Annotated in this window: 1 protein-coding gene; it reads right to left on the bottom strand. The window is 57.1% G+C overall.

From position 1 onward, the window contains the following. Positions 1 to 434 (bottom strand): contractile injection system protein, VgrG/Pvc8 family (locus tag C5471_RS23665; protein WP_278250199.1); only part of this gene is annotated, 434 nt, incomplete at both ends.

The raw sequence follows: 434 nt of genomic DNA, 5'->3' as shown, positions 1-434 counted from the left end.
AATCCGTTGCCATTCCAGCCTTGTGCCACCCGTACCCAGCAGGAAGCCTGGTCGTCCGGCGCATCGTAACGGTTCCAGTGGAAGTGAACGCGAACCGCCCCCTCTTTATTGACGTAGATTTCTTCTGTGCCGGGCCCAACCACCGTGGCGACTTCATCACCGTCCGCCAGCGGTTTATAGCGGTAGGGGGGACGCCAGTCGTTGCGGCCGGGAATAAACCGGGTCTGGGAATGGAGGGTGGTGCCGGTGCCGTTATCACCTAAAACAGCAGGGACGTACCCTTGATGTTGAGAAGAGACAACTTGCCAGCGGTCATTCATGGTATCAATCGGGTGGTGGGTTAATTTGAAGATCCTGCCCGGCATTAATCGAATACAATTGCTCTCCGCTTGCCCTGATTTGCTGTCCGTCCGCAGGGCTTCCAGCCGGTACTG

Origin of the sequence: Photorhabdus tasmaniensis, assembly GCF_011189505.1 — a bacterium.
Classification (GTDB): Bacteria; Pseudomonadota; Gammaproteobacteria; order Enterobacterales; family Enterobacteriaceae; genus Photorhabdus; species Photorhabdus tasmaniensis.
Note: the sequence above shows the minus strand (reverse complement) of the source record. Positions and strands in the feature narration are given on the sequence as shown.